This window comes from Aquisalibacillus elongatus (genome assembly GCF_003843875.1).
In the GTDB taxonomy this organism is placed as follows: Bacteria; Bacillota; Bacilli; order Bacillales; family Alkalibacillaceae; genus Aquisalibacillus; species Aquisalibacillus elongatus.
In genome coordinates this window covers 182336-204467 of the sequence record NZ_RKRF01000010.1, presented here as the reverse complement: position 1 = coordinate 204467, position 22132 = coordinate 182336, and the positions used below count along the sequence as shown (strand labels likewise).

Annotated in this window: 24 protein-coding genes and 1 tRNA gene; 13 read left to right on the top strand and 12 right to left on the bottom strand. The window is 36.7% G+C overall.

What is annotated here, in order from left to right; all coding sequences use genetic code 11:
• Window positions 1-2: 2 nt before the first annotated feature.
• The 3 genes from EDC24_RS10910 to EDC24_RS10900 form a co-directional block, all read right to left on the bottom strand.
• The gene (locus tag EDC24_RS10910) at window positions 3-1028 is read right to left on the bottom strand and encodes a cytochrome d ubiquinol oxidase subunit II (RefSeq protein ID WP_124222491.1); all 1026 of its coding nucleotides are present in this window, start codon (window positions 1026-1028) and stop codon (window positions 3-5) included.
• Entirely contained in the window at window positions 1028-2371 is a 1344-nt protein-coding gene (locus EDC24_RS10905) for a cytochrome ubiquinol oxidase subunit I (protein ID WP_124222489.1), read from the bottom strand. Before EDC24_RS10905 ends, EDC24_RS10910 begins: the two co-directional genes overlap by 1 nt.
• 257 nt (window positions 2372-2628) lie before the next feature.
• Complete coding sequence (locus EDC24_RS10900; protein ID WP_124222487.1) at window positions 2629-3213, bottom strand: hypothetical protein; 585 nt, start codon at window positions 3211-3213, stop codon at window positions 2629-2631.
• A gap of 176 nt (window positions 3214-3389) precedes the next feature.
• Between EDC24_RS10900 and EDC24_RS10895 the strand changes: the two genes are divergently transcribed.
• The 4 genes from EDC24_RS10895 to EDC24_RS10880 are packed head-to-tail and all read left to right on the top strand — an operon-like array spanning window position 3390 to window position 7346.
• Window positions 3390-4595, top strand: a complete 1206-nt coding sequence (locus EDC24_RS10895; protein WP_124222485.1) for a hypothetical protein — start codon at window positions 3390-3392, stop codon at window positions 4593-4595.
• Window positions 4596-4611: 16 nt separating this feature from the next.
• Window positions 4612-5766: a hypothetical protein gene (locus EDC24_RS10890; RefSeq protein WP_124222483.1), complete on the top strand. Its 1155-nt coding sequence runs from the start codon at window positions 4612-4614 to the stop codon at window positions 5764-5766.
• A gap of 16 nt (window positions 5767-5782) precedes the next feature.
• Window positions 5783-6670, top strand: a complete 888-nt coding sequence (locus EDC24_RS10885) for an ATP-binding cassette domain-containing protein (RefSeq protein WP_124222482.1) — start codon at window positions 5783-5785, stop codon at window positions 6668-6670.
• Window positions 6671-6683: 13 nt separating this feature from the next.
• Window positions 6684-7346, top strand: coding sequence for a hypothetical protein (locus EDC24_RS10880; protein WP_124222480.1), 663 nt, complete (start codon window positions 6684-6686; stop codon window positions 7344-7346).
• 31 nt (window positions 7347-7377) lie between these two features.
• Here EDC24_RS10880 and EDC24_RS10875 read toward each other — a convergent pair whose 3' ends face one another.
• From EDC24_RS10875 to EDC24_RS10865, 3 genes are all read right to left on the bottom strand, one after another.
• On the bottom strand, window positions 7378-8580 hold the full coding sequence (locus EDC24_RS10875) for a PstS family phosphate ABC transporter substrate-binding protein (RefSeq protein WP_170158563.1): 1203 nt from the start codon (window positions 8578-8580) through the stop codon (window positions 7378-7380).
• Window positions 8564-9133, bottom strand: coding sequence for a hypothetical protein (locus EDC24_RS10870; RefSeq protein WP_124222476.1), 570 nt, complete (start codon window positions 9131-9133; stop codon window positions 8564-8566). The genes EDC24_RS10875 and EDC24_RS10870 overlap by 17 nt, the downstream gene beginning before the upstream one ends.
• Before the next feature lie 204 nt (window positions 9134-9337).
• On the bottom strand, window positions 9338-9529 hold the full coding sequence (locus EDC24_RS10865; RefSeq protein WP_124222474.1) for a hypothetical protein: 192 nt from the start codon (window positions 9527-9529) through the stop codon (window positions 9338-9340).
• A 97-nt stretch (window positions 9530-9626) separates the two neighbouring features.
• Between EDC24_RS10865 and EDC24_RS10860 the strand changes: the two genes are divergently transcribed.
• From EDC24_RS10860 to EDC24_RS15200, 4 genes are all read left to right on the top strand, one after another.
• A tRNA-Val gene (locus EDC24_RS10860) sits at window positions 9627-9698 on the top strand.
• Between the two features lie 127 nt (window positions 9699-9825).
• Complete coding sequence (locus tag EDC24_RS10855; RefSeq protein WP_124222472.1) at window positions 9826-10032, top strand: helix-turn-helix transcriptional regulator; 207 nt, start codon at window positions 9826-9828, stop codon at window positions 10030-10032.
• An 11-nt stretch (window positions 10033-10043) separates the two neighbouring features.
• Window positions 10044-10427: a hypothetical protein gene (locus EDC24_RS10850; RefSeq protein ID WP_124222470.1), complete on the top strand. Its 384-nt coding sequence runs from the start codon at window positions 10044-10046 to the stop codon at window positions 10425-10427.
• A gap of 19 nt (window positions 10428-10446) precedes the next feature.
• Window positions 10447-10623, top strand: coding sequence for a hypothetical protein (locus EDC24_RS15200; RefSeq protein ID WP_170158562.1), 177 nt, complete (start codon window positions 10447-10449; stop codon window positions 10621-10623).
• Between the two features lie 85 nt (window positions 10624-10708).
• Here EDC24_RS15200 and paiA read toward each other — a convergent pair whose 3' ends face one another.
• On the bottom strand, window positions 10709-11233 hold the full coding sequence (gene paiA, locus EDC24_RS10845; protein WP_124222607.1) for a spermidine/spermine N(1)-acetyltransferase: 525 nt from the start codon (window positions 11231-11233) through the stop codon (window positions 10709-10711).
• A 166-nt stretch (window positions 11234-11399) separates the two neighbouring features.
• On the opposite strand from paiA, the gene EDC24_RS10840 reads away from it, so the two are divergent.
• The gene (locus EDC24_RS10840) at window positions 11400-12104 is read left to right on the top strand and encodes a hypothetical protein (protein ID WP_245998126.1); all 705 of its coding nucleotides are present in this window, start codon (window positions 11400-11402) and stop codon (window positions 12102-12104) included.
• 7 nt (window positions 12105-12111) lie between these two features.
• On the opposite strand, the gene EDC24_RS10835 is transcribed toward EDC24_RS10840, so the two are convergent.
• The 5 genes from EDC24_RS10835 to EDC24_RS10820 all read right to left on the bottom strand — a co-directional run bounded on the left by EDC24_RS10835 (window position 12112) and on the right by EDC24_RS10820 (window position 17648).
• Window positions 12112-12633: an HD domain-containing protein gene (locus tag EDC24_RS10835; protein ID WP_124222605.1), complete on the bottom strand. Its 522-nt coding sequence runs from the start codon at window positions 12631-12633 to the stop codon at window positions 12112-12114.
• A gap of 127 nt (window positions 12634-12760) precedes the next feature.
• Window positions 12761-12922 (bottom strand): hypothetical protein, encoded by a 162-nt coding sequence (locus tag EDC24_RS15195; protein ID WP_170158561.1) that lies wholly within the window; start codon window positions 12920-12922, stop codon window positions 12761-12763.
• A gap of 21 nt (window positions 12923-12943) precedes the next feature.
• A complete protein-coding gene (locus EDC24_RS10830; RefSeq protein WP_124222467.1) occupies window positions 12944-13630 on the bottom strand; it encodes a response regulator transcription factor in 687 nt (228 codons plus the stop codon).
• A gap of 18 nt (window positions 13631-13648) precedes the next feature.
• Entirely contained in the window at window positions 13649-16885 is a 3237-nt protein-coding gene (locus tag EDC24_RS10825; protein WP_245998123.1) for an ATP-binding protein, read from the bottom strand.
• Between the two features lie 385 nt (window positions 16886-17270).
• Window positions 17271-17648 (bottom strand): DUF4870 domain-containing protein, encoded by a 378-nt coding sequence (locus EDC24_RS10820; protein WP_124222465.1) that lies wholly within the window; start codon window positions 17646-17648, stop codon window positions 17271-17273.
• A gap of 505 nt (window positions 17649-18153) precedes the next feature.
• On the opposite strand from EDC24_RS10820, the gene EDC24_RS10815 reads away from it, so the two are divergent.
• From EDC24_RS10815 to EDC24_RS10800, 4 genes are read left to right on the top strand one after another with little or no spacing between them, the layout of a single operon-like run.
• Entirely contained in the window at window positions 18154-19602 is a 1449-nt protein-coding gene (locus tag EDC24_RS10815) for an aldehyde dehydrogenase family protein (protein WP_124222463.1), read from the top strand.
• 14 nt (window positions 19603-19616) lie between these two features.
• Window positions 19617-20477: an NAD(P)-dependent oxidoreductase gene (locus EDC24_RS10810; protein WP_170158560.1), complete on the top strand. Its 861-nt coding sequence runs from the start codon at window positions 19617-19619 to the stop codon at window positions 20475-20477.
• Between the two features lie 31 nt (window positions 20478-20508).
• On the top strand, window positions 20509-21312 hold the full coding sequence (locus EDC24_RS10805) for a DUF3100 domain-containing protein (protein WP_124222459.1): 804 nt from the start codon (window positions 20509-20511) through the stop codon (window positions 21310-21312).
• Window positions 21313-21324: 12 nt separating this feature from the next.
• Window positions 21325-21780: a LysO family transporter gene (locus EDC24_RS10800; RefSeq protein ID WP_124222457.1), complete on the top strand. Its 456-nt coding sequence runs from the start codon at window positions 21325-21327 to the stop codon at window positions 21778-21780.
• Window positions 21781-22132: the final 352 nt, after the last annotated feature.

Below are 22132 nucleotides of genomic sequence, written 5' to 3'. Positions count from 1 at the left end.
TCTTAATACCTCCTCTTTTCTTCTCCTCGAACATAATCTTTGTTAAATAAAAACAATCTTGCTAGTAAAAATAATGATGGAATGAGTAAAGCAAAACCGGCAATAAACGCAATGATTAACGCAGTTGCCATAGCATCATTCGTAAAACCATCATAAATCGTTAAGTGAGGGTACAGCAGATACGGGTAATGTGAAATGCCGTATCCAAAGAAAGCTAACGCAAACTGTATAATTAAACTCCAAAATGCTAAGCTGTAATATTTTTTAATCCACAACAACACAACCGTGATGATAAAAAATACGCCCGATAAGCCGAACATCCACCAAATATCCATGATGTTTTGAAAATGCTCGGCGTTATGCTGTCTGAGCTGCCAAATAATCAACCCTGCAGATAAAATCGTTGGTCCACTCCAGGCTAGGGCATATTTTCTTAAAACTCCTTTGGCATCGTAATCTTTCGCCACATCCGCATATGCCGTTAAAAATGTTGCAGATATATACAAGACGCTCACAACACTTAAAATAACAATACTCCAAGTGAGTGGACTAAAGAATAGCTCTTCATACATAAGCTTCGGATTGCCATTAACGATTTCCACAAATCCACCCTCAGAAATCGTCAGTACGATCGACAATGAAGCTGGGATCAACAGCCCCGCTAAACCATATAAGAAAATATAAAACTTACTGTCTTTTGCGCCATACGTCTGAAATGCATAGTAAGATCCGCGAATTGCTAACAAAATAATTGAAATACTAACGGGAACTAACAAAACTGTTCCGTAGTAGAAAGCTGTACTCGGGAAAAAGCCTACGATTCCGACAAAGAAGAATACTAAAAACACATTCGTCACTTCCCAAACGGGTGACAAATAACGCTGAATAATATGGTGTAAAATGTGTTTTGTATTTGCTATCTCACTATAGGCGCTGAAAAATCCAGCACCAAAGTCAATCGAGGCAATGATAATGTAGCCAAATAGGAACGTCCAAAGTACTGCGATCCCTACAATTGCTAGATCCATTACCACTCACCCCTTTCCTGGGCATGATCTTCCAGCTCTCGTTCGACTGGATTTTTCTTAAACATTTTCGTTAACACAATGACACTCGCGGTTCCTAACACGAGATATAATCCAACGAATAAAAATAACATTGTATCGACATAAGCTGCGGAAGTTGCGCCTTCAGGTGTTTTCATAACCCCTCGTAAAATCCATGGCTGTCGCCCGAATTCTGCAAAGAACCAACCCATCTCAATCGCCATGATTGCAAGTGGTCCTGACAATACAAGGATGAAATTAAAAACTTTATTTTTAATCACTTTCCACTTACGCCTTACAGCTAGCCAGTAAAAGGCAGAAATAAACGTCAACCACATACCGATTGTAACCATTAAGTCAAAGAAATAGTGAACAATAAGTGGTGGCTGCTCTTCTTCAGGATACTCATTTAATCCCGTTACCTCTGAAGTCGGATCACCATGCGCTAAAATACTTAACATATATGGTATCTCAATCGCACCTTGAACGTCGCCTTCATCATCCAAATAACCAAACATTAACAACGACGCTGCTTCTTCCGTTTCAAAATGCCACTCAGCAGCTGCTAACTTCTCTGGCTGATATTCAGCTAAAAACTTACCTGATAAGTCTCCAACTAATACAGTTGCAATCGAGAAAATAAGCCCGACTTTCATCATCAAGTAAAGTGACTTTTTATGATAAATATGATCTCGACCTTTAAATATTTGAAATGCGGCAATTGACGCCAAAATAAAGGCCGACGTCATATAAGCTGTCGTTAACACATGCGCGACTTTCGTCGGTGTTGCTGGATTAAACATCGCAGCTAATGGATCAACATTCACTAAGGCTCCATTCACAATGTCAAAGCCAGCAGGTGTATTCATAAAGGCGTTTACCATTGTAATGAAAAACGCTGAGAATGACGCACCAATGGCAACCGGAATCAGTAGCAACATATGCTTCTTCTGATTTTCAAACCGATCCCACGTATATAAATAAATCCCTAAGAAAATTGCTTCAAAGAAAAACGCAAAAGTCTCTAAAAATAGCGGTAGACTAATTACATGCCCCGCTAATTCCATAAAGTTTGGCCATAACAGTGACAACTGCAAGCCAATCGCTGTACCTGTTACGACACCTACCGCAACAGTAATGACGAACCCACGCGTCCAGCGTCTAGCAAGGAGAATATAATGCTCATCATTTTTCTTAATCCCAATCCATTGCGCAATCGCAATCATCAGCGGGACCCCAACGCCAATTGTGGCGTATATAATATGAAACGCCAACGTTAATCCCGTCAGAATCCGGCTGAACATCACCGGATCATATTCCCACATGAGTTCAACCCCCTTTTATTTAAAACAGTCGTCCAATAATCGACAACAACATAATACTCGCTACTACAAAACTGAGGATAATCAACCATTTTTCATGTTTTTTATACATAGAATCTCCCCTTCACTACCATCATACCCTATTCAACCTTTTAACTAATCCCTAAATCGTTAACGGAATGTTACTATTCAATGATGATTTTGTGAACTATTTCACAAAATTGCATATAACTATTATTTTCATCACCCAAAAATATCCTTTAATAGACTCGATCAAAATTAAACCACCTGTTATAAACTAATCCTGTTACCGTTATTTCAACAATGTGATTTTGACTCACATCAATTCCTGATTTCGGAATGTAATATCCAAACTCATCGCCATCTCGATAAATTAAGCTAGTTGAACGAGATGTATGCAATTCTTGAGTCTGACCATTTAGAGTCGCTACGGCATCTGCAACAAGTGTAGAACTGTAGGGTTCATCAGTTTGATATTTGATACCTGTTACTAATGTCGCCCCTTCATAACCATAGTTTCCCTTTGATCGAAATACAACTTCATAATAACCTTCTTGTTCCAGTACCTCTGATACGTAAATATGTTGTGTTTCGTTCATATATAATGTTTTACCTTCATTTATACTTAGATCACTTAAATCTAACTCAACAGTCTGCTCTTCTTCAATTAAAGAACTTTGATGCTTAAAATCAGAATCACCCATCACATGACTCATCCCATTCAGCCACATATTTAATAGCCCAGTAACCCAAATAATAAATAAACCAATGAGGGCCAATATAATACTTGCAATAATTTTTTCTTTTTTACTAATTTGACTCATGCACATCCCCCGTTAACCACATTTTATCAAATATTCAAAAAATTAAAAACGTCTTCACTCACTACAAACTTCGACAAGAAAAAACAAAAATGTTCATGAATATTCACAAATTTACAATTATTTTGTGTTATTATACAATCACATATAATACTTTCGACTTATTAAGGAGTTCAATCATGATTCGTTCACTCATTAAACATGAATTCAAGCTGACACTCACTAGTAAAAAAAATCTATTATTTGCTTCATTATTAGGGATTCTATTAATTATTTATGCTTTTGTCCTAATCGACCATGACACCCACCCTGAGTCATTTGACCCTGAGGCTAAACAGTTTGAACTTAACGAAATTGAAGCACAACAGGAAACCAGAAGACAAACCGGAAACACTGGAATAGGTGGCATGTCAGGGCCTGTCCATAACAACATGGCATATTATATTAATACACATCAAAAACAAATGAGAGCCTTTGAAAATGATAACTTTAGGCGTTATACGGTACATAGACTCGATTACTTAACAACAAGTGGCAGAACAGAGTATGTTGGGGGTGACTTGTTTATGGAATCACCCATTCCGGGCAAGGACCAACAACACTTATATGATAAAACCTTATTACGATTACAAAGCTACCTAAATCAAGATCACACAATCAACTATAGTATGTTGACCGAAAACACCGCATTACAACAATTACAAAAGCTATTATCTAATTCATTCGTCTACATCATCATATTTATTTTCATTTTTATTAGTAGCGACGCGTTAACAAGAGACAAGCATCATAAGACTTTACTACAAGGCTTCCCGACGTCGTGGTATCTCATGTTAAACGTTAAAAGCTTTATTTCTTATGCTTATGCTTTATTGCTAACTCTAGGGTTAATTGGATTGGGACTTGTACTGATTTCTTCCTTATATGGATTCGGGCATTTAGATATGCAAATTCCGATCAAAGTGAATTTCGAAATGTTGGGGATTGAGCATTATGAAATGATTTCAATATCAGAATTACTATTAAAATCATCCATTCTATTAATCATCATAACGTTAATATTTAATCGTCTAAATATGTGGTTAAGTCTAGTGAGTCGCAATGTGGGAATCGTCTTATTTGTGAGCACCTTTTTCTTAATATCCGAAATCATTTACTCTTCAAGAACAACACGTGAATTATTTGGAATTGAACTACAGTACTTTCCACAGACTTACTTTGACGTCGGTCAAAGTATAACGTTCGAGAAAAATTTCTTAATTAATGTTGATAACATCAACTTTCAACAAGGTATAACGGTCCTTTTAATCACACTATTCATTATAGAAATTCTGTTTTTCTTAACTAGCAAATGGATTACTCGACAAAAATTCTTTCAAACTTAAATAAGGTGGAAAACACATGTATTGGAAATATACATTATTTGAACTTAAGCTTCTGATCTCAAATAAAAAACATTTACTTATAGGACTGCTTCTTCTCCTATTTTTTCCGCTTCTGTTCATTCAACAGACAAATGAAACACACATAACCGTAAAGGAACAAAAAGAGGCTGAAAAAGAGGTTGTTGACTCTGCTATTTACCAGATGGAGGCTATACAAGATTCATCACCGGAGTTCCAAGCCATGCATGAAAACTTGCTACAACAGCTTTCAACATTAAACATGCAAATCTATTATATAAATGAAAATCGTGAACTGTTTATTGAAGAAGGCTACCGACTACATGACCTAAGGCTTGAAGCACATGAACAAGGTAATACTGGTATCCCGGAAGATAACATTTATCCTAAAGAAAAAGTTGAATCAGACCTAGACATGCTGAGTTATTTAGATCAACATAACTTACCGATTGAAACAAACCCGAATACGACGAGCCAATTCTTGGTCACTAGTGTAGATATGATAAGCGGACTATTACTGTTAACGATTGTACTCATTAGCGGTAGTGAAATTCTTACAATGGAACGACGGCACGAAACAGTCATGAGTGGAATCCCGATCACTTTTTTCAAAAAAATGATTGTCAAAGTTAAGATTCACTTCCTTTATATCATGACGACTTTAGTACTGGGGTTATGTATAGGCGGGTGGTTGGCCAACAACCAGGTCGGATTTGGGAGTTTTCAGCAACCCATAACCATTTACCAAAATGGTGATATGACAATCGTCCCTGTAAGCCAATATCTAACATATATGTTTCTAGCAATCATCGTTACGACACTTTTAATCTTAATACTATCAGTCTTACTAAACCTTTTATTTAACAACGCTTTCGTCAACTTAATTGCTGGATTAGGAATCTTTCTAATTCCAATGCTCTTAACACCTGCATTGGAATATGTACCATTTCTACGTCCGTTTACGTATGTAGATATGTCAAAAGTACTCTCAGGTGAGCTTGCTGAAACTTTAAACCAACCTGGGCTTGATTATGGCTATGCGATGATTTGGCTTACGGTTTTAGCTGTTGTCACCCTTATTGTGATATATATTAATCAAAAGCTTAACTTTTATAGCCTTAAACAGTTATTCAGAATTGAAGCCAAAAACTAATGAAATGAGGGTTTATATGATAGAGATTAAAGACGTCACTGTTTCTTATAAAAACCATAAAGTGTTAGATCAGTTATCACTTAGCGCTGAAAAAGGTGAAATTATAGGTCTAGCAGCACCAAACGGCACAGGTAAAACTACATTATTTAATGTCATGGCCAACTACGTTAAACCGAATCAGGGTTCCATCGTGTTTAACGAAGAATACACGTATAAATCTGAGAAAGACCAGCTTAAAATCCATAAACAACTGACAACATTCCCAGATCAGAGTGATTTATTTGAAGAACTATCAGGTGTTGATCACATTAAACTCTATAAGCACATGTGGAAGGGTCAGAAAAAGGTTAAAGATATCACACGTGAGTTAAACATGGAAGGTTACGTTAAAAACAAGGTTAAGACATACTCACTTGGTATGAGACAACGTCTTTGTTTTGCCATGATGGTTGCCGCTGACTCATCTATCATGTTAATGGATGAAGTCATGAATGGATTAGACATTTCGAATGTCTCGTTAATTTCTCAAAAATTAATCGAGATGAAAAACGAACAGAAATTAATTTTTGTTGCATCACACTTACTAGAAAACTTAGATTTATATGCTGATCGCGTTTTATTTTTAAAAGACGGTGATATTATTCATCAACACAGACCCAATCAACACGAACAAACATACTTAAAAATAAAAGCAACACCCGAAACCTATCACGAGATTAAACAAATGATCGACTTACCTGAAGACCATGAATATATTGCTGAACATTTACTATGCCTACCATTCAGTAACTTGCCACTGAACGAACAGACCTACTGGATGAAACAACTTCTGAAATTCGATGAAGAACTATCAATTGGGCCACTCGGAACCCTTGAATACTATGAAAAATACTATCAAATATAGGAGTCAGATACGGATGAAACGATTCCAGTTAATTGGTTACTTTGTCTTATTCGCAATACTTGCTGCATGCAACCAAGGAGAAACACCTGAGGAAAAGGCATATGTAGATAACTTTGAGATCATCGGCGAGGAAAAAGAACAATTATTAGAAATTAGCGATACGATTTACAACTCAGTCGATCGTAACAATGAAGAAGCTGAAACCGTTAGCAGTAAAATACCTGATGCACACGATTATTTAACCGTCAACGAGGGGCGTTATACGATAGCAGGATATGGTGCTGGGAACGTCTACATACACGACTCAGAAGATGAGCTATTGATTCATGACGTCCTAGGGCCCAATGGCGTTGAATCTTTAACCGTTGACCTTAGTGAGGACCATACGATCAAAGTCGATGGGTTTGAAAATATAAGTGTTATGCCCGCTGAGGACGACTTGCAAGAAAATATGCTTGCTTCTGGTATTTGGGAAGTAGGATTAGATATTGATGAAGGAACATACGAAGCCGTAGGTCAAGGAGGCTCAGGTTACCTTCAAATTTTCTCACAAGACGGTAATGACCGAGTTTATGAAGTCGTCGATGGCCCTTATGTGTCAACGAACCCCACCGTTGAACTTCGTGAAGGTGAAAAAGTTAAGATTACAAGTATTCCACTTATACAATTTCAATAGAAAAGCTGTCCAGTCTAATGAACAGCTTTTCTTATTTCACAGGCACATAACCCGTTTCCTCAATCAATTCTTGACCTTGGTTTGATAAAATCCAATCCTTGAATTCCGCCACATTGTCATGACTTGATTCCGTACTTACAGCATAAAAATGATCAGTAAAAAGATAGGTACCTTCTTGCACAGACGCTTTATCTGGGTATACCCCATTGATTTCTAGAAATTTTATCTCACCTTGTTCGACCATTTCATTCGCAAAATATCGGAAAGAAAAGCCAATCGAATTTCGATGGTTTCGATAGTCCGATGTTTCTTCAATAATACCACCCATGCCTGAGACGACATCATCCTTCGGTGGCTCCATAAGCTGTACACCATCCATAATTTTTTCTAACGTTGTCTGACTACCACTATTCTCTGGTCGTTGAAAAGCTTTAATCGCTTCATCCTGACCACCTACGTCTTTCCAATTGGTAATCTCACCTGAATAAATTCCTTGAACCTCTTCAACCGTCAATTCATCTACTGGATTATCTACATTGACAAAAAACACAAACGCTTCTTTTCCAATCGGTGTCATATTTAGCTCTTTACCGTTAGTTTCAAACGCTTGCTTTTGTTGATGGGATGGACCAGCAACAAAAATTAAATCAGCTCGATCATTTAATAGATTTTCATAAGCCCGAGGTGTCTGAGTGACCATCACTTCTCCTTCATAAAATGGATAGTCTTTCTCCGGATAAACAGCCTGAGCAAATGCTGCATAAACTGGATACAGTGCTGTTGCCCCATCTAAGACCGGCAGCTCATTTTCCAAGTCTATCGTAGATTCTTCATCAAAGGTCACTAGCTCATTTCCTTCTGTAAACGGTTGATAAGCTCTCAAATCAACATCTTGAGTACTCACCACTTCCAAGGAATCCAAATAATTTACATACCATTGATACCCTACAAAAACGAGTAGACACATTCCGAAATAAATCCCCATTGATATCACTAACTTTTTCGTGTGAAGGATATTAAATACACCTAAAATCCAAAAAACTACGATTCCTAAAGCTAGTAGAATAATTAAAACATATACGAGAGTCCGCCCAGTCGATACCGTCATCGATGTATAAATGATTGCTAGTAAACTAGTGAATATAATTCCAATTGTTAAAATAATTGTTACAAGAACTTTTGAACCTAGCCACATATATTTTTCCATAAATAACTCCTCATTGATCCATTTCATAAAATAATTCATTTAACGCATGACCAAAATGACCTTGGATTATTTCATTAAATTCATCAACCGATAAATTAGGATTTTCTTGCCCCGTTTCCTCTGAATAAAGTAACTGCTTACCCTCTGTCAATGTGATATGTATGAACTTCATTAACTCCCTCTCTTGCTCGTATAAAGAATCTCCATCCAGTGGACTTTCACCTTTAAGTTCAGCTACTGTTGGTATAGAATCAGCTGCTACCTGAAAAAATTGTGTATTTCGAATATCATGATCATGAAAATCCTGAGCAGCCTCTAAAATCGTCCCAGATTTAATTAAATAAGTACTAAGTTCATTTAGTTGTTCTTCTAATCTCTGATCTTCTATCTGATCTTCATTATTTAGAACAGCTTCAATTGATCGAATAGCAACATCTAAAGCAAAATAAAACTCGTTTAAAAAACGTTCCCATTGACGTTCTCGTTCATCAAGTACTTGTTTGTACTGATTGAATATAATTCCAAAAGCAATGACTAAGATAGCCATAGCGACCAATAAAATTTTGGATAATTTATTCATAAATATCCCCCAGTCTTTTGCTCTACTATACTCATTCTGATTATGCAATTTACTAACATAGTTCTAAGAAAAAACAGAAATTCCTTTAACTAATTTTACCATATTTTTAAATTGGAGATTTATTATACTTCAAACTTCCTATAGTTACACATACGATTTTTCAATAAAAAAGTCGCACCTTATGATAAGGCACGACATTAACTTCTATCCTTCTTTTAAGTCCTTAATCAACGTGATAACTCGTTTTGCATAAACAAAGGCTAAATAGCCAGTTCCAATTACAAACACAACACCAAATGCAATAAATAAGTAATATAAATATTGCGGTGCGGTAACAGCAACTGCAGCGATTAATAAACCGCCAATCAATAAGTACGTCAGAATTCTTGCTAACATATTTGAACCTCCGACCGAAAAAGTGTTGACATAAACAGTATAAGCTATTATATTAATATTTGTCGATAAATTTTATTTAAACATTTTTCAACAATATGACTCCGTAGCTCAGCGGGAGAGCACTTGCTTGACAGGCAAGGGGTCGGTGGTTCAAGTCCACTCGGAGTCACTCAACCCAACCCCTTAATCCAAAAGATGGATTAAGGGTTTTTTTATGCTTATTCATAATGTAAAGTTAACTTGACAGTAAAGTTTACTTTACATTATACTTTAGTTGAAAGGAAGTTGTTCGTTCAATGAAAAATAGAATGAAAGAATTAAGAAAATCACATAACATCTCACAAGAAAAAATGGCGCAAATGCTTGGCGTATCCAGACAAACCGTGATCTCAATTGAACGAGAACGTTACAACCCTTCACTACCCTTAGCCATGTACATTGCGCAATGCTTCGAGGTCAAATTGGAAGAAGTTTTTACATTGGAAGAAAAAGATCTTAAATGAGGAGGAGAATGATGTCTAAACAATACGACCGTAAACTCTATTTAATCTTTGGGGTTTTCTTTATCTTCATAACTGCAATTATTAATATAGCAACTATTACTGCTGGCACCTTCCCAGCTGGTCACGATGTGATACTTATTGCCCTTACAATCATTGTTTTCTGTAATGCTTATTTAGCACCTCAATTCATTCAAAATGACGAAAGAACGAAAAAAATCAAAGAACGCGGTATGTTCTATAGTTACTTTTTCATTCTTGGATACATGATGTTAATGATGACACTATTATACTTTGAAATCTTAAATATTAGTGCCTATCAAGCGGTGACACTACTAACCGGAATAACAGTGCCGACAGTATTTATCTCGTTCGTCATTCTTTCATTTAAATACTAGATTTTAAGGAGGCGCAAACATGCGAGAATTTTTATTTATTGGTCTTGTGATAATCTCTGCCATCATTTTATACTTACTCATTCGAAATGAACGCGACGAAAACAACGCGATAACACGAAGAGGCTATTATAAAGTATTGATCTTTATCATATCGAGTATTGTGATTGGCTTTTTTGCGGGGTTATTATTCGTATGAACTAAACATTGACCCTATTCGATAAAAATCCAAGGGGCTCTTCCCTTGAATTTTGCTGGCATTGGCATACGGTAATACTTAATGTTTAATTCCTATCTAAAGATTTCTCAATAATGAAATCCGTTTGCTCTTCATCACCCATATAAAAAGTATGAGCGCCAGTTTGAACAAAACCTATTCTTTTATAAACCTGAATTGCATGATCATTTTCCTCCCAAACGCCTAGCCATACCTTAGTCTTATGACGTTCCAGTGTCATTTCTATTGCCTGATTCAGTAGATATTTCCCTAGACCATGTCCTTGATATCCGTTCTTAATATATATTCTCTCTATTTCGAAAGAATCATCATCCATATTTTCAGACTGTGCATCATCAACATTTACTTTCAAATAACCAGCAAGTTGATGATCCACATATACAAAGAAAAACTCCGATGATTCGTTGGATAACTCTTTTTGCAACTCTCCTAAGTGAAAAGCCTTATCTAAATAGGCTTTCATATTCTCTTCAGAGTTTTGGTCTTTAAACGTTTCGTAAAACGTCTCACGACTAATATCTTGAAGTTCATACAGATCATCTAAAGTACATTTTTTCATATAGATTGACACCACAGTCAGTCCCTTCATATAAACTCTTTCTCGATTTGAATATAGATTTACATTATACTATTATTCAAAAGGTATTATAGATAGTTCGATAAATTTAATGAGGTGACCTTTTATGCAACCACCCGAAAACATATTAAATGTCTGGAGAAAATTTCATAGATTCCCAATGGAAAGATTCACGAAATTATGGTTTTATAATCAAAACCCAACGCATAAACAACGCGATGTTCAATTGATGAAGCAACACTGGCATCAGTACGGCATTACTGGAAATTGTTTTGACCTTGCCATATGGCTACTCCATGAATTTCAACAACATGGAATCAGAGCCTATCCTATTGGTCATCACCTATTTACAGAAGATGCACACGTAGCAGTCATCGCAGAAGATCATTCAGGGAATCGATTCTTATGTGATTTAGGCGATCAATGGACCCACCCTATTCTAATTGAACCTAGCAACACAAATTTCACAAGCGGAAAACTAAGCGGATTCTTTCCTGCAGCAGATATACAAGTAAACACGAAAGGACACCAAGTAGAAATTCTGTACCATCGCCCTAACGGTAAAATATCGAAACAAACCTATAGTGTAGAACCACTGAATCAGGACACATTCATGCAGGCGGCGGAACACTCCCAAAACTCTATTAATCCAAAACCCTTACTAGAATGCAGAGTACCTTATCAAAACGAGATTGCCCATTGGGAATTCAACAACTGGAGAAGCTTCCTTAGTACCAGTGAAGGTCTGTTCGAAGACCCAGCACCCGATTCCATTCAAGAATGGGCTCGCCTCATTCATCAGAAAACAGGATACGATTTAGATTTTCTAAACACAGTCTTACTTCAATTTAGAAAACTGACATAAGTTAAATCTACGCAAAGTCAGACAAACTAGAACTAATCTTCAAATCTAGTTCATGAATCAACCGCTCTTCCCAATGCCGACTGATCGAACGATAATGATGCCCATCCCCTGGCTCTTTATCTCGTTCATCCGCCAAGTGAACCACCTTTTGTAAATGAGACAACTCATAACTGCCTTTTGGAAGAACCGAATCCGTATGCAACAACACCGCATGCGATATCTCCTTCGCAGCAACCTGATCCTCCCCTAAACGTACTAACAATTTATGAGCCCGCTCAGCTCCTTTAATCGGGTGGATGTCACACTCACGATAAAGCTGATAATTCCACCCACCATGATCAGACCAGTCATAATGCCCAATATCATGTAAAAATCCAGCCTTAACCGCCCAATCAGGATTCACATTATATTCCAATGCCAGATCAAACACATAATGACCTACCGCAATCGCATGTGCCATACCAGACCGTCTAACATACTTTTGCACAATCGGATGATGATATATATCCTTCATTAAAACTCGTCTCAACAAGCACCCACCCTCCTATTTTTGGTTAAATTATCGATATATTAACACCTTATGAGGTTGAAATCAACTGTACTAATCAAAAAACCTCAGTCTACTACAATAAACTGAGGTTAATCTTCTAGCTCACTTATTTTTTCTCTTTCCAATGGTGATAAATTAAACTAATCTCAAATGCAAAAAAACCAATAAAATACTTGCTCCAAATGGGTAAGGCGAATTTAAAAGTTTTAAAATTAAATAAGATATACCAACAATTATTAAACCAATCATCAGGTGTTTTTGCATTCATTAATCCCCCTCCACATTCCCATTATTTCATTTCAAACATATATCCAAACCCACGTACAGTCTTAATATATTTAGGGTTCATAGGATCTTCTTCAATTTTTCTTCTCAAATTACTGATGTGTACTTTAACCGTTTCAATATTCCCTGTTGCATCAAGATTCCAAATTTGGTCATATAATTGCTCGTGACTCCAGACGCGGTTCGGGTGCTTCACTAAATGAACCAGTAGTTCCATTTCCTTAATATATAGATGAACCGGTTTCCCGTTTATATAACACTTGTAATGATTCAAATCGATTTCCAACGAACCACAATTAATTCGATCATCACTCTCCGGACTGTATTGATAACGCCTAATATTGGCTTGAATACGCGCTAATAATTCATCAAACACATACGGCTTCGTCATATAATCGTCGCCACCAAGCTCAAAACATTTCACTTTATCCATCGTACTTCTTCTTACACTAAGAAAAATAATTGGAACTATTAACTGCTTTCTGATCTCCTGGCATACCTCAAAGCCGTTCATATCAGGCATTTCGATATCTAATAGAATTAATTGAGGTGAAACATCTTGAATGACATTTAACGCCTTTTGTCCATTTTCTGCTGCAAGAACCGAATACCCTTTTCCCTCCAAATACAATTTTGTCATCTCCCGAATACCTTCTTCATCTTCCACAATCAAAATCGTTTCCTTAGTCACAACCTCTCCCCCTCTAAATTAATTTGAAGTGACTTTGGACGTCACAGGAATCTCTATGAAAAATGTAGTCCCCACATTTTCCCGACTCCTTACATGAATAGCGGCATCATGGTGATGAATAATTTCTTTTACAATAGACAATCCAAGACCGGTCCCATTGATATAATTATTATGAGTATAACCCTTATAGAATCTACTGAATATATGCGGAAGCTCTTCCTCTGGTATCCCGTAACCGTTATCGCGAATCGTTAATATTAATTTATCTTGATCAATCTCACCGTCAATGGCAATTTCACCATTCTCATCCGTATTTTTAATTGCATTCGATAACAAATTTGAAAACACTTGATCCATCCGTTCTTCATCAAGCATGCATATCATATACTCAAATTCTTCTGTCACAACTATTCCGTTATATGTCTTTCCACTTTGTCTAACGATAAACGCACACTTGTCATTGATTTGTGATAACCATTCTACTAAATGGACTGTTTTCTTATTCATACTCGCTTGACCCGATTCTAATTTGGCTAGGTCATATAAATCACTAATCAAACGATTTAACACGTTAATCTTTTGGCTGACCATCTCTCTATAATGCTTGTTATCAGTTGCAATCGTTCCCTCACCTAATGATTGAAGATAATTATAAATTAAAGCCACAGGAGAACCTAATTCATGAGCAATATTCGCAAGCATCTCACGTCTCGATTGCGTCATATCCTCCAACTCTTCGTTGACTTTCTGAAGTTTTTGGTTCGTTTCTTCTAATGACTGCGTACGCTCCTTCACTTTATGTTCTAAGTTTACATTTAACTGTGTTAATTGTTTATTTAAAGAACTAATTCTTACTAAGCTTCTCACACGAGAAAGTAGCTCTTGTTTATCGCACGGTTTTACTAAATAATCATTAGCACCCGCTTCAAACGATACAATTTTATCTTCAAGCTGGTTTTTAGCCGTTAACATTAGAATCGGCAGATCCATTAACGAATAGTCCTCACGTAAACGCCTACAGATTTCATACCCAGACATTTTAGGCATCATAATATCTAGAATAATTAAATCTAGTTCTTCTCGGTGTACAATCTCAAAAACTTCCTCGCCATTAGTGGCCGTTAACACTTCATATCCTTCTAATGAAAGCTGATTCGTTAAAACCTGCAAATTAACCGCTTCATCATCCGCAACTAAAATCTGCCCCCTAGGTCGTGTAATGTCTTTATATGTCTTTTGAACAGTCGGATCATCCGGCACTAAAAGCGAACGAATATTCATATTGACAGCTTCCACTCGCTTATCTTGATACTTAGGTATCATCACATAAAAAGTCGTACCCACGCCCAGTTCCGATTGGACATCAATCTCGCCATCATGTAACTCAACTAATCGTTTAGTAATGCTCAACCCAATCCCAGAACCAGAAATATCTCTAGAAGACGACTGATGTACTTGATAAAACGGATCAAAAATAGATTCTAGCTCATCTTCAGCAATTCCTCGCCCTTTATCTTTCACAGTAAACACCATTCCATCTTCCTTCTCAAAGACTGATAAGACAATCTCTCCTTCTTCTGTATGTTTTATCGCATTGTCTACTAGATTATGTAATATTTGCTGTAGCCGATTTGGGTCTGCTTTAACTGGTGGAAGTTGTTCTGGAATATCTGTTATTAGCTTAACTGATTTGTCTTTGATAAGTGGTTGCGATATGGCCACTACCACATCAACGACACCTTTTACATCAACGGGCTTTAATTGTACATTGAGAGACTCATGCTGAAGTTTTGAGAAATCTAATATATCATCAACCAATCGAACCAGTCGGTTACCACTTTTAATAATCATCAATAATTGATTTTTCATATTAGATGAAACTGGACCAACGACACCATCTTTAAGAGATTCTGCGATGCCAATCATCCCGAATAACGGCGTTCTAAGTTCATGAGAAGTCAATGCTAAAAACTCATTTTTTAATACATCTGCATTCTTCAAATGCTCCATGGCAAGTATCTGGCTCTCTTGTGCTTTCTTTTCAGCCTCATCCTTTTCTTTACGGATTATATTTATTTTATCTGCCAAAGCCAGAGATAATAGAACAACTTCGATAGATAATGCCATTTGTCCCGCATATTCCGTAAAAGCGTTATATGGTACGATCGCCGCCCGCTCAAGGATGGTAATAAACACACCAGTTAAAAATATCACCCAGCCCACAATGTAAAAACGCGCCTGACGAGCCCCTTTCTTCAAGCAAATGAACGCCACAATCAAAACTGTTGAAAAAGTCGTAAATGCACCGACCACCATCATATTTAATGCTATATAATGTGAAACATATAAAAATAAAATCACAAATAAATGCCAGATGATTAACCCGGCAGATACGTACTTATACCACGAGATATACTGATTGACATCTAAAAAAGCTTTCGTAAATAAAAGTATAAATATACAACCCAAACTGACCCAAAACGGTGTTGAAATCAGGTTCCACTCAGGCTGTTCAGGCCACAAATACTGGTAACCCAAGCCATTAATAGATAACTTACCTAGTAACGTAAACGTGATCACCAAAACATAATATAGATAACTGCGCATCCGTAAACTGAAATACAAAAACAAATTATAAAAAATCATCACAATCACAATGCCATAAAAAATCCCCAACAAAATAATTTCATTTTGAGTTTTTTCCATAAATGCAGATTGATCCCATATATTAATCGGAGGATGGAGGTCACCACCACCAACTGCCTTGGCATAATACACCTGACGCTCACCAGGTTCAACATCTAAATCAAAAACAAAATACCGATGCTGATAATCCCTCTCCTGAAAAGGAGAAGTCGCCCCAGTATGAGCCTGATGTACCCACTCTCCTTGCTCTTCTTTATAGATTTCGAGCTCATAAATTAACGGAAACGCAAATTCAAGTAACCAATCTTTATGATTAGAGTCATTCAACACTTCAAACCGTAACCATGTTTCAGATTCAAAAAAACCTTTTTGCTGCTCAATCTCTTCATGATGTTCGAACCTATCAAATTCATCAGCCGTAACATCATCAATAGATAAACTCCCATCACGATCTTTCACCATATACATTGCTTCGTATAAATCAATACGTTCCGAGGAAGCATCTAAGACGATAACATCATGACTATCTGCACTTGAAGAAGCCGCTCCTAAACAAGTGAGTCCAATCAGGATCACCAGCCACTTAACCGTTTTTCGAATGAACTCCACCCCCTTCAATCAATAATAGTCCTTATTAACTATCATTTTACATAACCACCATACACAATAGAAGATTATTTTTTGATTTTTAAGAAAATTATCTTTAACCTAAAAAACTCGTTCTCCTTAATTAGAGAACGAGTCTTTGTTATATAATTTTTTTGAGCCATTATTTGTTCTGCTGGAGTCGAATATTCGACTTCCACACAAACCTCTGTATTTATCCGGATCCGTTTCAATACTAGTACTTAATTCTCAAAAAAATTATATTGTTCCCACTCCATATCATTCAAAAATTGGTGTATATCTGAAACCAATCATATAACTCTGTACTTACACCAACCTCTGAACCTCCCCCAAATACGTTAAACTGTATACACCTCTCACAAAATCGTTAGCTATTACTAATTTGTTCTTCAGCTAAATTCCCAACAAACGGCAGCTTGAACCACTTCATCTTATAAGCGCTAAACATACAGTAGATCCACAAGATAAAACCAACAGGCGCAATTAACAGCGACAAGAGCCATCCTATAATCGGAATTAATCCAACTCCAAAACTTAAAATAAACATCCCAATCCACACGAAAATCGACTGAAAAGCATGGTAACGTACGAACTTACTTTCCTTCTCAATTAGAAGAAAAATAATCCCCGTGACAAAACCCGCTAAATAACATAGAGCCCCTGCTAGATTTTCATTCAACCCAGTTGAACTCTTCTCCTCTTCGCGAAACACTTTCTCCTCACTCTGATTCGCTTCATTACTCATCCATCTTCCCTCCATCAAATAAAACATATATTCTACATTTTCCATCATATTTAACGAAGGTTAAAAATAGGTTAAGAGAATTAAAAAACATAAAAAAATCTATCCAACACTAGAAGTCGTCAAGAAATACATAACCAACAACACCGCCATAAAGGTGATTACACCAATGATTAATTTTTTCATTATATATCCTCCTAATTATTATTGTTTTCTAATAAATGTATTTAATTCTCTATCTACTTATTCACACTATTAATTCAATCTACCTCTAAGTTAGACATGACAGATTGAATATCCTTCCATTCATAAATTAAGAAACTAAGCTCAGCACCTGCAATCTTCACTCTCTAGATAAGATTTAATTATGGTTTTGTAATTTTGTAATGCAAATAATCACTAAAATTTACAAAATCTCTCTATTTCTGAAAATATTCATAGATTTTTTAAAAACACATATTAATTACTAATCAATATTTTAAAGCTTGATCTAGTCAGGAGGAATCTCATGTCACAAATCTACTACAACTACATTGGTGGGTATTGGGTTGAGTCTGATTCAGGGCAATTATACGAAAGCATTAACCCGGCTAATAGAGATGTATTGGGACAGTTTCAACTATCAGATGAAACGGATGTAGAAATGGCAGTAAATGCTGCAGACAAGTCCTTTGAAGACTGGGCTAATACACCAGCACCTAAACGCGGAGACGTGATCTTTAATTTAATTCAGATATTACAACGAAACTTTGATGACTTAGCCCAAACGATCGCAAAAGAAGTTGGAAAATCATATCGTGAAGCTAAAGGAGAAGTTAAAAAAACGATTGAAGCAATGAAACAATTCAGTGGTGAAGCAACAAGGATTACTGGTGAAACTGGACCGAGTCATCTGAAAGGTGTTACAGCCTATACTGTCCGTGATCCACTAGGAGTTGTAGGTGTTATTGCACCATATAATTTCCCTTTAGGTATTGGTATTTGGAAGATTGCACCTGCAATTATTGCAGGTAATACAGTTGTTTTTAAACCAGCTAGTAATACATCATTAATAAGCATTAAAATTATGGAGATGTTTGAAGAAGCTGGGGTTCCTAGTGGCGTCATCAATATGGTGACAGGCCCCGGTGGCTTGATTGGAAACGCAATTGGAAATCATCCACGTATTAAAGCCGTATCCTTTACAGGTTCAACTGATGTAGGTTTAAAACTTGGACGAGCGGTTTCAGAACGTGGAGCTAAAGTACAAGCAGAAATGGGTGGTAAAAACCCAGCGATCATTCTTGAAGACGCTGATATAGACCAAGCAATCGAAGATATCGTTGTCAGTGGATTTTTAGATAATGGACAACGGTGTACGGGTACCAGTCGACTAATCGTTCCCAAATCTATTTCACGTACAGTTACTGATAAACTTGTAAATCGTGCTAAAAAACTCGTTATCGGCGATGGATTTAAGGAAGGTGTCGATAATGGTGCTATTATCGATGAAAACCAAATGAACCGTTACTTATCATACGTTGATTCAGCTATAAGTGAAGGTGCCAAACTCGAGTTTGGCGGCAGGCGCTTGACTGAGAATGGATTGGACAAAGGATATTTTGTTGAACCCACTGTTTTAAGCCAGGTAACCAATGACATGAAACTATCATGTGATGAAATATTTGCTCCGGTAATTGGCGTTATTGAAGTTGAGGACTATAAAGAAGCACTAAAAATTGCAAATGAAACAGAGTTTGGATTGTCCTCTACTATTTATACAAATGATCTTCATAAAGCTCACCATTTTATACGAAATATTAAATCTGGTGTGACACACGTCAACATGCCTTCAACACATTTTGAAAACCAATTTCCTTTTGGTGGCTATAAAGCCTCCAGTATCGGTCCGCGTGAACAAGGCAGTACGGCTTTGGAGTTTTGGACACAACACAAATCCGTTTATATAAAGCCTTAAGGGAGATGTTTAGATTGAAGAATATTGGCGTAATCGGTTGTGGGTTAATGGGTGGTGGAATCGCAAAAACGTTATTACGAGAAGGATTTAATGTTACCGTTTTTGACATCAATAAAAATAATACCAATCTACTAGCAGAAATGGGAGCTATAGAAGCCAAAAATGTACAAGAAATAGGATTAAAATCAGAAGCAGTCATTCTATCTTTACCTTCACCAGAAATCATTAAGGAAACAGTAACCGAAATACTTAAAACTCTTCCCAAAGGCCATATGATTTTAGATATGAGTACCAATGACGTTGAAATGACGCGTCAACTTCACACTACTTGCTTAGAAAAAGACATCATCTTTTTTGATTGCCCACTTAGTGGTGGGCCTCAAGGGGCGGAAAACGGCGAATTAATCATATTCTGTGGTGGGGACGAAAACCATTACACAAGACTGCGCCCCCTATTCGATTCAATTGGAGAATATGATGAGTATGTTGGACCAAGTGGTTCAGGCCAAATTATTAAACTTTGTCACAACATGTTAGTAGCCGGGATTATTCATTTATTAAGCGAAACGTTGATGACAGGAGAACAAGCAGGCGTTTCTATGGAGAAGTTAGCTAACATATTTCAAAAGGGTACTGGCCATACACGCGTGATGAATGTATTTGGTCCTAACATACTGAACCAAACATTTGATCAAGTCAAATTTTCACTAAATCATATGACTAAAGATTTATCTCTTTATATGAACCTAGCTGATAACGTTCATTCACCAACAATGATGAGTCAAAAGATCCATCAAATATACCGAGATGCACAATCCAACGGGAAAGGAGAGATGGACTCAACAGCAATTTATCAATGGTTAAAGAGTTTATAAATTGAACCTTAGATTATAAGGAGGAAAAGAAATGAATACTGAAACTCAATTTGGCATTTGGAAAGATTGGCGATTACATGCCATCGTTTTGTTAGTTGTTGTAATAACCGAAGCTATTGGTACATTCCAATTCTCTGTTGGACCAGGCGTTATTTTACTACTACCAATGCTTTACGCATTAATTATCGGTCTTGTCTTATACTTCACACCTGTGATTAAAGAAAAACAGTCTAAAAATGCAGAACCCTTAATCGTTTTAGGTGTCGCATTATTATTAGCCAAAATAGGTGTCATCATCGGTCCCTCTTTACCAGACATTATTGCAGCCGGTCCCGCCCTACTACTCCAAGAACTAGGTAATTTAGGAACTATCTTACTAGCTTTACCAGTAGCCATTTGGTTAGGAATTAAACGAGAAGCCATTGGGATGACTCACTCAGTCGCCCGCGAACCCAATGTTGGGTTAATCATGGATAAGTATGGCATTAGCTCACCAGAAGGCCGAGGCGTTATGGCTGTTTACATTTTTGGAACAGTGTTTGGTGCCGTATTTATGGGATTAATCGCTGGATTCCTAGCGACTTTAACACCGCTTCACCCATTATCATTCGCCATGGCATCCGGAATCGGAAGTGGAAGCATGATGACAGCAGCAAGCGGATCACTCGTTGCAGCATTCCCTAACTTAGAAGATCAAATCATCGCCTTCGCCGGTGCAAGTAACTTATTATCACTATCAACTGGTTTATACGTAAGTATCTTTATAGCCTTACCGTTAACTGAAAAACTATATAAAGTGATGACTGGTCGACGCGATCAGAAATCAGTTGAATAGGAGGAATACAAAATGCTATTAAAAAACATACAAGAATGGACCCTATTACTAGTCATTTTTGGCATCATCTCTTTAGTCGGAAACTGGGTCAATTACGAGATAGTACCAACATCAGCAATACCAGGAATGATAGTTTTAATACTAGTTTGTTTGGCAGGCTTTATATTAAACCATATCATTCCCATTAACTTCCCAAGCGTCGCTTATATCGCATTAATCGGAGTCGCCGTATCCATGCCATGGATGCCAGGATCCGAAAAAGTTGTAGAATGGACATCAGAAGTCCAACTTTTAGCACTAGCTACCCCAATCCTCGCCTACGCCGGCATCTCAATCGGCCGCTCATGGGCAGACTTTAGAAAACTAGGATGGAAAACACTAGTAGTTGCTAGTTTAGTATTACTAGGAACCTTTATTGGGTCAGCTTTAATAGCTGAAATTGTGTTAAGAATGCAAGGGATTATCTAGTGAAACAGTTAAAAGGATAGCAAATGTTAATTTTGCTATCCTTTTAATAAATTAGACCCAACTATTCATTTTTTAATATTTTCTTAACCATCTAACAAATAAATAGGGTAAACTAATAAACTGAAAACAAAACCATATCCTAGAATTGTTCCTGTAAGACTTATTTCTATTATATATAACACCCAAATAATATAAAAAAATGGCATTATGAGAAAGGCATTTCTTTGATTATGATACATAAGATGTCACAGTTACCCTACCAACGAAATAAAAGTCCAGACAATGGCAATAATATTTGCTTTGTCTGGACTTATTTAATTTCTTTTCCCCAAATTACTCGAGACACTGGTGA